The sequence below is a fragment of the Aeromonas sp. 1HA1 genome, assembly GCF_029237385.1.
Taxonomy (GTDB): domain Bacteria; phylum Pseudomonadota; class Gammaproteobacteria; order Enterobacterales; family Aeromonadaceae; genus Aeromonas; species Aeromonas popoffii.
In genome coordinates this window covers 1-8,802 of the sequence record NZ_JAACGC010000103.1, presented here as the reverse complement: position 1 = coordinate 8,802, position 8,802 = coordinate 1, and the positions used below count along the sequence as shown (strand labels likewise).

Annotated in this window: 8 protein-coding genes; 3 read left to right on the top strand and 5 right to left on the bottom strand. The window is 53.1% G+C overall.

What is annotated here, in order from left to right; all coding sequences use genetic code 11:
* Nucleotides 1-181 precede the first annotated feature (181 nt).
* The 4 genes from GWQ22_RS19955 to guaB all read right to left on the bottom strand — a co-directional run bounded on the left by GWQ22_RS19955 (nt 182) and on the right by guaB (nt 5,109).
* Complete coding sequence (locus GWQ22_RS19955) at nt 182-682, bottom strand: DinB family protein (RefSeq protein ID WP_275931414.1); 501 nt, start codon at nt 680-682, stop codon at nt 182-184.
* A gap of 668 nt (nt 683-1,350) precedes the next feature.
* A complete protein-coding gene (locus GWQ22_RS19950; protein WP_181364839.1) occupies nt 1,351-1,623 on the bottom strand; it encodes a hypothetical protein in 273 nt (90 codons plus the stop codon).
* Between the two features lie 358 nt (nt 1,624-1,981).
* Nucleotides 1,982-3,562, bottom strand: coding sequence for a glutamine-hydrolyzing GMP synthase (gene guaA / locus GWQ22_RS19945; RefSeq protein ID WP_275931413.1), 1,581 nt, complete (start codon nt 3,560-3,562; stop codon nt 1,982-1,984).
* Between the two features lie 83 nt (nt 3,563-3,645).
* Nucleotides 3,646-5,109, bottom strand: coding sequence for an IMP dehydrogenase (guaB, locus tag GWQ22_RS19940; RefSeq protein WP_108537589.1), 1,464 nt, complete (start codon nt 5,107-5,109; stop codon nt 3,646-3,648).
* 302 nt (nt 5,110-5,411) lie between these two features.
* Here guaB and GWQ22_RS19935 point away from each other — a divergent pair, with 302 nt between their 5' ends.
* The 3 genes from GWQ22_RS19935 to xseA all read left to right on the top strand — a co-directional run bounded on the left by GWQ22_RS19935 (nt 5,412) and on the right by xseA (nt 8,495).
* On the top strand, nt 5,412-6,467 hold the full coding sequence (locus GWQ22_RS19935; protein ID WP_275931412.1) for a DUF262 domain-containing protein: 1,056 nt from the start codon (nt 5,412-5,414) through the stop codon (nt 6,465-6,467).
* A complete protein-coding gene (locus GWQ22_RS19930) occupies nt 6,457-7,047 on the top strand; it encodes a HEPN domain-containing protein (protein ID WP_275931411.1) in 591 nt (196 codons plus the stop codon). The genes GWQ22_RS19935 and GWQ22_RS19930 overlap by 11 nt, the downstream gene beginning before the upstream one ends.
* Nucleotides 7,048-7,124: 77 nt before the next feature.
* Entirely contained in the window at nt 7,125-8,495 is a 1,371-nt protein-coding gene (xseA, locus tag GWQ22_RS19925; RefSeq protein WP_275931410.1) for an exodeoxyribonuclease VII large subunit, read from the top strand.
* A gap of 72 nt (nt 8,496-8,567) precedes the next feature.
* Here xseA and GWQ22_RS19920 read toward each other — a convergent pair whose 3' ends face one another.
* Nucleotides 8,568-8,717: a hypothetical protein gene (locus GWQ22_RS19920; RefSeq protein ID WP_275931415.1), complete on the bottom strand. Its 150-nt coding sequence runs from the start codon at nt 8,715-8,717 to the stop codon at nt 8,568-8,570.
* Nucleotides 8,718-8,802: the final 85 nt, after the last annotated feature.

The following is an 8,802-nucleotide window of genomic DNA, read 5'->3' as shown; positions in this document are numbered from 1 at the left end:
AACAGGGATTGCAGGCTGGAGCTCACTCTGGGAAGGCTGGCAAACACTGCAAAGTAAACTGGACGGCTTTATTGCCGCCAAAGAGATGATGGCTTCGGGGATCAAGATCTGATCAAGAGACAGGCTTTAGCCCGTCCCAGTGAGCGAAGCAAACGGATTGAACCATTTATTAGAGGCCGGCTCACCGAGCTCCTTCCCTTCTAAAAGGCTCCACCTCATGCAGATATCGAGTGAATGTATCTTTCGGACGCTCAAGTCCATTTGATGCTAATGTTCGCGAAGCCATACCTCTGTGATTGCTACCGTGAGTTAATAGGTGAAGCATGACTTCTTCTATTGATAGTTTTCCATGCTCACCGTCAGTAAATGTAAAAGAGATGATTTGGCTCAGGATTTCTGGAGTAGCTGTTGAGGAGAAATGCACAAGCCATGAGTCATTCCTCTCAATTCGTTCTTTTAGCTCTGGGTACGTTGGTGTTTCTACCGTATTGTCAGCAGAGTAAAGCTCTGGGGTTCCTGACATTCGGCTGATAAATAAACTGTCAACTACCGTGGTGTGGTTAAGGATTCTAATGAAGAAGACTGCATCGCTCTCCGGAAGCAAGTGCAACTGGCGCTCTCCGAAAGTCAGCAGTTCAGAGTTAGCCCATTGTTTATACTTAAATGCGTTTGTAAACAGCAACTTGGAAGTCTCCATTTTCTGTTGAGGGCAGTGCTTTCTCGCTCCAGCACCTAACAATGATTAGATGGAAGGCGGTACTCATCCAATAGCAGAGCCTTCCGTATAACTCCGCGTCATCTTCATAACCACCTCAAAAAACTCATTTAAATCATTACATTACCACACCATCACTGGCATCTTAACGTATTCATTTGACTTCTTCTTTTTGCTCTACCATTACCACTGTATAAAAAAACAGTTTGGGAGTCAGCCATGGAAAGCACCACCAAACTACGCCTGCGTGAACAAGTCAGTACCGTGATGCTCTGACATCAACTGTGGCCTCGGCTTGCCCGTGCCATTCCCGAATAACAGCCAAGCTACCGCCAGACAGCCTCTAGTTTGTGGCTTTTTATCCACGCGATGTCTCTGGTCTGATTCATTGGTGACTCTAAAGAGGCCATATCCAGACGGATATCTTAGCGAGCAAGGCAGATAAGCAAAAGCGGATGATGATAGTTTCCCGAGCAAGATCAATAAATTAATTAATAAGAACAAATACTGGCCACATATCAGTGGTGCCGGCTCGTAGATAAAGAAAAGACGCCCTCGGGCGTCTTTTCTTATTGGTGGGTTTGGGGCTAACCGGTTGGGATCATTCCCCCTCCCCGCCTTACCCCGCAACCAAATCAGATCGGGGTGATGGAGGTGATATGGGCCGACCCATCCAGAGACTGGAAGATCTGCACCACGGCTTCACCGTGGATCGGCTTGGCAAGCGGCACTGTGGTTTTGCATTTGAAACGGTAATTGGTGCCGGCTACCACCTGGGTGGAAACTTCAAAGGGTGTGTACTGCACCCCGACAAATCCTTTCATCGCCTGGTTGAATACGGCCTGATCTTCTGCGGTCAGCTTGTGGTAAGCCGTCCATCCGCCAACAAGCACTGCTTGTTCTGACATAACAAACCCTCCGTGATCTCTTGTCCCTACTCGTATGGCTGTTCGGGATCCGCCCCGTTGATTCAAGTGGTTTCCGGTCTCCACCGGGGTGCCTTCTGGCCGGTTGGCGCGCTGGCTCCCCTTTGCCACATCGTTGTCCGCATTGCTTGATAAGGCTTGATAACAGCGGTCTCGATGGGCATGAGAGAGCCTAGTGCCGATGCCCAAAATCACCTCCTGTTACATGTGACAGGGGCAAGGTTGGGCAATAGCTGCTATCGGGCAGAAAAGTGAGGCGCAAACGATTGGAAAAAGAAAAGACGCCGCAAGGGCGTCTTTTTGCATTTTTATGCTCAAAGGGCAGAAGGGCGTGAGCCGCTTATTCCCATTCGATGGTTGCGGGCGGCTTGCCGGAGACGTCGTACACCACGCGAGAGATACCGTTGATCTCATTGATGATGCGGTTCGACACATTCCCTAAGAAGTCATAGGGCAGATGGGCCCAGTGAGCAGTCATAAAGTCGATGGTTTCGACGGCGCGAAGCGCAATCACCCAGTCATATTTGCGGCCATCGCCCATGACGCCAACGGAGCGCACCGGCAGGAAGACGGCGAACGCCTGGCTGACCTGATTGTAGAGGTCGGCCTTGCGCAGCTCTTCGATAAAGACCGCATCGGCTTTACGCAGCAGATCGCAGTACTCTTTCTTCACTTCACCCAGCACGCGCACGCCCAGACCCGGGCCCGGGAACGGGTGACGGTAGAGCATGTCGTAGGGCAAGCCCAGCTCGAGGCCGACACGGCGCACTTCGTCTTTGAACAGCTCGCGCAGCGGCTCGACCAGACCCATCTTCATCTCGGCCGGCAGGCCGCCGACGTTGTGGTGAGACTTGATGACGTGGGCCTTGCCGGTGGCGCTGGCGGCCGATTCGATCACATCCGGATAGATGGTGCCTTGTGCCAGCCAGCGGGCATTTTTCAGCTTCTTGGCTTCGTCGTCAAACACCTCGACGAAGACACGGCCGATGATCTTGCGCTTGGCTTCCGGCTCATTTTCACCCGCCAGGGCAGAGAGGAAGCGCTCTTCGGCTTCGACCTTGATGATGTTGAGACCGAAGTGGTCACCAAACATCTCCATCACCTGCTCACCCTCGTTCAGGCGCAGCAGACCGTTGTCAACGAACACGCAGGTCAGGCGATCACCGATGGCGCGGTGCACCAGCATGGCGACCACGGAGGAGTCGACACCGCCGGAGAGGCCCAGGATCACTTCATCATCACCCACTTGCTCGCGGATACGGGCCACGGCGTCATCGATGATGGTGGCCGGGGTCCACAGGCATTCGCAGCCGCAGATGTCTTTAACGAAGTGCTCCAGCATGCGGGCACCCTGACGGGTGTGGGTCACTTCCGGGTGGAACTGCACGCCGTAGAAACGCTTGGCCTCATTGGCCATGGCCGCGTGGGGGCAGGTGGCGGTCTGGGCGATGGTGGTGAAGTCGGCCGGGATGGCGGTGACCTTGTCGCCGTGGCTCATCCACACATCCAGCAGCGCATTGCCGTTGGGGGCGATGGCATCTTCGATGCTACGCAGCAGGGCATTGGTCTGGCCCAGCACTTCAACCTGGGCATAACCGAATTCACGTTCGGTGGAGGATTGCACCTTGCCACCCAGCTGCTCGGCCATGGTCTGCATGCCGTAGCAGATGCCGAACACCGGGACACCGGCGTTGAACACATACTCGGGGGCACGGGGGCTGCCCGCTTCGGTCACAGACTCAGGGCCGCCGGAGAGGATGATGCCGCTCGGGTTGAATTCGCGGATCTGCGCTTCGGTCACATCCCAGGCCCACAGTTCGCAGTAAACACCGATCTCGCGCACACGGCGGGCAATCAGCTGGGTGTACTGGGAACCGAAGTCGAGGATAAGGATACGGTGCTGGTGAATGTCTTTAGTCATTTTATTCCTGCATCAGGCTGATGTTGTAACAAAAAGCTCGGGGATAAAAAGGGGTGGAGAAACGGGGCCGTAGCCCCGTTTTATCAGCCCATCCGATAGTTGGGGGCTTCTTTGGTAATGGTCACATCGTGGACGTGGGACTCTTTCATCCCTGCACCCGAGATGCGCACGAACTCAGCCTTGGTGCGCATGTCGTCAATGGTGGCGCAGCCGGTCAATCCCATGGAGGAACGCAGGCCGCCCATCTGCTGGTGAATGATCTCTTTGAGGCGGCCCTTGTAGGGTACGCGCCCTTCGATCCCTTCCGGCACCAGCTTGTCGGCGGCGTTGTCGGTCTGGAAGTAACGGTCGCTGGAGCCCTTGGACATGGCGCCCAGAGAACCCATGCCACGGTAGGACTTGAAGGAGCGACCCTGATAGAGCTCGATTTCGCCCGGAGCCTCTTCGGTACCGGCAAACATGGAGCCCACCATGACGCAACTGGCGCCAGCGGCGATGGCCTTGGCCACGTCACCGGAGAAACGGATGCCGCCATCGGCAATCACGGGGACGCCAGTGCCTTCCAGCGCATCAACGGCATCGGAGATGGCGGTAATTTGGGGCACGCCAACACCGGTTACGATGCGGGTAGTACAGATGGAGCCCGGGCCGATACCCACCTTGACCGCATTGACGCCAGCCGCAACCAGCGCCAGGGCGCCGGCGGCAGTGGCCACGTTGCCACCGATGATTTGCAGCTCAGGATAGGCATCGCGGGTCGCCTTGATGCGATCCAGCACGCCCTGGGAGTGGCCGTGGGAAGAGTCAATCAGCAGCACGTCCACACCGGCTTCCACCAGGGCGGCGACGCGCTCTTCATTGCCAGCACCGGCGCCGACGGCAGCACCGACGCGCAGGCGACCACGCTCGTCTTTACAGGCGTTCGGCTTGCGCTCGGCTTTTTGGAAGTCTTTGACGGTGATCATGCCCTTGAGTTTGAAATCGGCGTTGACCACCAGCACCTTCTCGATACGGTGCTTCTGCATCAGGGCAACCACCTCTTCACGAGGGGCCCCTTCACGCACGGTCACCAGACGATCTTTCTGGGTCATGATCTGTTCGACTGTCTGGGAGAGGTCGATCACGAAACGCACGTCGCGGCCAGTGATGATACCGACCAGCACGTTACCCTCGGTCACAACCGGGTAGCCGGCGAAGCCATTCTTGTGGCTCAGCTCCTTGACCTGGGCAATGGTCATGTCAGGGCGTACGGTGACGGGGTCAGTGACCACGCCGCTCTCGTACTTCTTGACCTTGCGCACTTCTGCAGCCTGCTGCTCGATGGACATGTTCTTGTGGATAAAGCCGATACCGCCTTCCTGAGCCAGTGCGATAGCCAGACGGGCTTCGGTCACTGTGTCCATGGCAGCGGAAATCATGGGGATATTCAGGCTGATAGAGGAGGTCAGCTTGGTGCGCAGATCGGCAGTATTGGGAAGAACATCGGAGTGGGCGGGAACCAACAGTACATCGTCGAAGGTTAACGCTTCTTTGGTAATCCTGAGCATGGCAATATCTCACCGTTGAGGAAGTGGGGGTGTAAAATATTGCCGACGAAGTTTACTCACCGATTGGTCACTGGTAAAGAAGTTTTTTGAATTTTTTATGGCGCAGCCCTCTTTTTAGGCGGCCAAGAGGCTAAAAAACCAAGACTTTCTCTTCAAAAATGGCCGTTTTGTGGCAAAAGAGTTGAGCGAATGGGGTTTTATGCAAGCAGACTTGAATTCCGCCTGTCAATCAATATGCCACCTACCACTTAAATGTAGTAAGATGCCATCTCTGATTATGAGCTGATATGAGGTTTAAATTAATGACAGAATCTATCAAAAACGAGAAAATGCTTAGTTTATATCCGATAGACTATCCTTTCGAAACGCTCGTAAGTCGAATCAACTCAACGCCGGTGAAGCTTAAGTTAGATCCTGATTTCCAAAGAAAATATAAATGGGACAAAGATGGATGGGCAAGGTCCTCTAAATTCATTGAGTCATGTTTAATGAGAATTCCACTTCCTTCATGCTATTTTGCTGAAGACGAGGATGGCAAGCACATGGTAATTGATGGATTGCAACGTTTAACAACCATTAATCGTTTCTTTAATGATGAGTTTGCATTAGAGGGGCTCACTAACTTCAAAGAGTTAGAAGGAAAAAGATTCTCAGAACTTGGCTCATTCCAGACTGATTTAGAGACAACAACAATTAGATGTATTGTTTTACGCAAAGATAACCCTAAAAGTTTAATTCGAGAAATTTTTTCCAGATTGAACCAAGGTGCTGTCTCACTTACAGATCAAGAGATTCGTCATGCGATTTATCCAAGTAAGTTGGATTCTCTACTCGCAGAGCTTGGAGCAAAGGTCGAAATCGCAAGATTTGGTCTAGGATCACAATCAGAGTCTAGTCGTGATGGATTAGAGCCAGAAGAACAAGTTTTGCGATATTTTGCATTTTCTGATGATCCTAACTTAGAAAAATTTGGTAGTACGCTAAAAATGTTTTTAGATAACTACATGGAAGAGAATAGCAACCTATCAGACGATGCGATTAACGAGCATAGAGCTAGATTCACTCAAGCACTAAATATCTGCAATGAAGTTTTTGGTGAACATGTATTTGTCAATCCTACTGTAGATAGAAAACGGAAAGGCCTTGTGCACTATGACCTAATGATGACTACTGTCGGAGAGTTGGCTCCTGATGAAGCTCGTGACAATGCTGAAAAAATAAGAACTGCATATGCTCAGTTGTGCTCAAGTGATGAATTCCAAAAAACGCTCTCTGGTGGTTTGCAAAACAAAAGCTCTATTCTTAGACGCAGAGCTCAATGGGTAGCGCTATTGCAGGATACATTAAATGGAGTTTGATGCTTTATATAGAAAATATGAGGCCCTATTGGTCTCATTAAAATCAATCATTGTTAAATCACAAGACAGAGTTCTTAGTGATGAGCTTGACGATATTTTTTCCGAGAACATTAATTTTTTTGTAAAGTCATACTTGATAACGATGTGCACATATTTAGAAGCATATTTACAAGATGTGGCTTTCGAGCATACATATCGTGTAAGTCAGCGATTGAAGGCTGCAAAAATACCACATAATTTTTTATACTGGAAACTATCAAAAGACATAAAAGAGAAAGAATTATCCTTTGAAAATGCAAGTTACTCTTGCACTAAAAAAGATATTTCAGATGTCATCTCCGGTAATCCATACAAAACAATAAAAGCCTTTCAATTAGTTGGTGTTAATTTATACGATAACCCAGGCTTTAATCAACGAAAGCCATTAATAAACACAATAGTTACAAAAAGAAACAGTATCATACACCATAATGACGATGCCAGTGACATATCATTTAATGATTTGGTAAATAACATAGATATCGTTCTTTTATATATGAAATCTATCGACACAATACTTTCAGCTGATATTCATGAATGATTTTTTATTTTATAGAATTACTTATTTTCAACTAAATTTATCGTGTCCCTAGAATATTTTTAAACACAGGTACGCCATTGAACCGATTTACCTCATCCAGTGCGGCGAACGGCCGCGAGCAGCAGGTCTTTACCGTCACCCGCCTCAACAGCTCCGTGCGCATGATCCTGGAGCAGGATCTGGGGCTGGTGTGGCTGACCGGCGAGCTCTCCAATCTGGCGATGCCAAGCTCCGGCCACTGGTACTTTTCGCTCAAAGATCTGGGTGCCCAGGTGCGCTGCGCCATGTTCAAGGGCAACAACCGGCGGGTGGCGTTTCGCCCGCAAGATGGCATGCAGGTGCTGGTGCAGGCACGGGTCTCCCTCTACGAGCCACGCGGCGACTATCAGCTGATCATCGAATCGATGCAACCCGCTGGCGACGGCGTGCTGGCCCTGCGCTTTGAAGAGCTCAAGCGCCGCCTCGGCGCCGAGGGGCTGTTTGACGAGAGCCGCAAGCGGCCGCTGCCCCGTGAACCGCGCGCGGTGGGGCTGGTCACCTCCGCCACCGGCGCCGCCCTGCACGACATGCTGACGGTGCTCAAGCGCCGCGCGCCAGATCTCCCCCTCTTTATCTACCCGACCCAGGTGCAGGGGAGCGCCGCCATCAGCCAGATCGTCTCTGCGATTGCCCTTGCCAATCGCCGCGCCGAGGTGGATGTGCTGATCGTCGGGCGCGGCGGTGGCTCGCTCGAAGATCTCTGGTGCTTTAGCGAAGAGGCGGTGGTGCGCGCCATTGCCCACTCCGCCATTCCCGTTATCAGCGCCGTGGGCCATGAGGTGGATGTCACCATCAGCGACTTTGCTGCCGACTTGCGCGCCCCTACCCCGTCGGCCGCCGCCGAGCTGGTCGCGCCAGACAATCAGGCCCGTGCCCAGCGCCTCGCCCACCTCAAGCAGCGACTGCTGCAGGCGATGAGTCGCCACCAGACCGCCGCCCGCCACGGCTTCGCGCTGCTGCAAAAACGGCTCGACCATCAGGATCCAAAACGGCGGCTGGAGCAGCAGTCCCAGCGCCTCGATGAGCTCTCCGCCCGCTTGCAACAGCTGATGAGTCAACGGCTGTATCAGGGGGAGCGGCGCCTCGCCAACCTGGAGTTGCGCCTGCAAGGCAAGAGCCCGGAGCGGTTACTGGCCGCAGGCAAGCGCCGCCACCTGCTGGCCGAAGAGCGGCTCTATGCGCTGATCGCCAAACGCCAGGATCTGGCCAGCCACCGCCTCGCCATGCTCACCGCGCGCCTCGACGGTGTAAGCCCACTCGCCACCCTGGGACGGGGTTACTCCATCACCCGCACCCAAAGCGGTGAGGTGATCAGCCGCGCCGCCCAGGTGAACGCCGGGCAAACCCTGCTCACCACGCTCGCAGAGGGGCATCTGCAGGTGCGGGTGGAAGAGACGCACAACCGATAACCAAACACGGGGGGCGCTTTTCAGCGCCCCCCACCCCGTTTTATCCCCTTCTCTATCGTTGCCCCCTGTCAGTCACACCAGCGAATGGCGCACCATGTCGGCCGAGTGAGCGGGCACAATGTCCGATCCCGCCAGCGGGTTGCGTTGCAAGAACTCGAACAAGCCGGCCTGCAGATTGACGGTAAGCGCCCCTGAATCAGCACCTGTTTTTACTGAGATCACCTCGGCACACTGAAACCCATCGTATCTACGTTGGGATTTCCGCTATGACCACTCAAGAACGCGTTGATTTTTGGCAGCGCCAGAT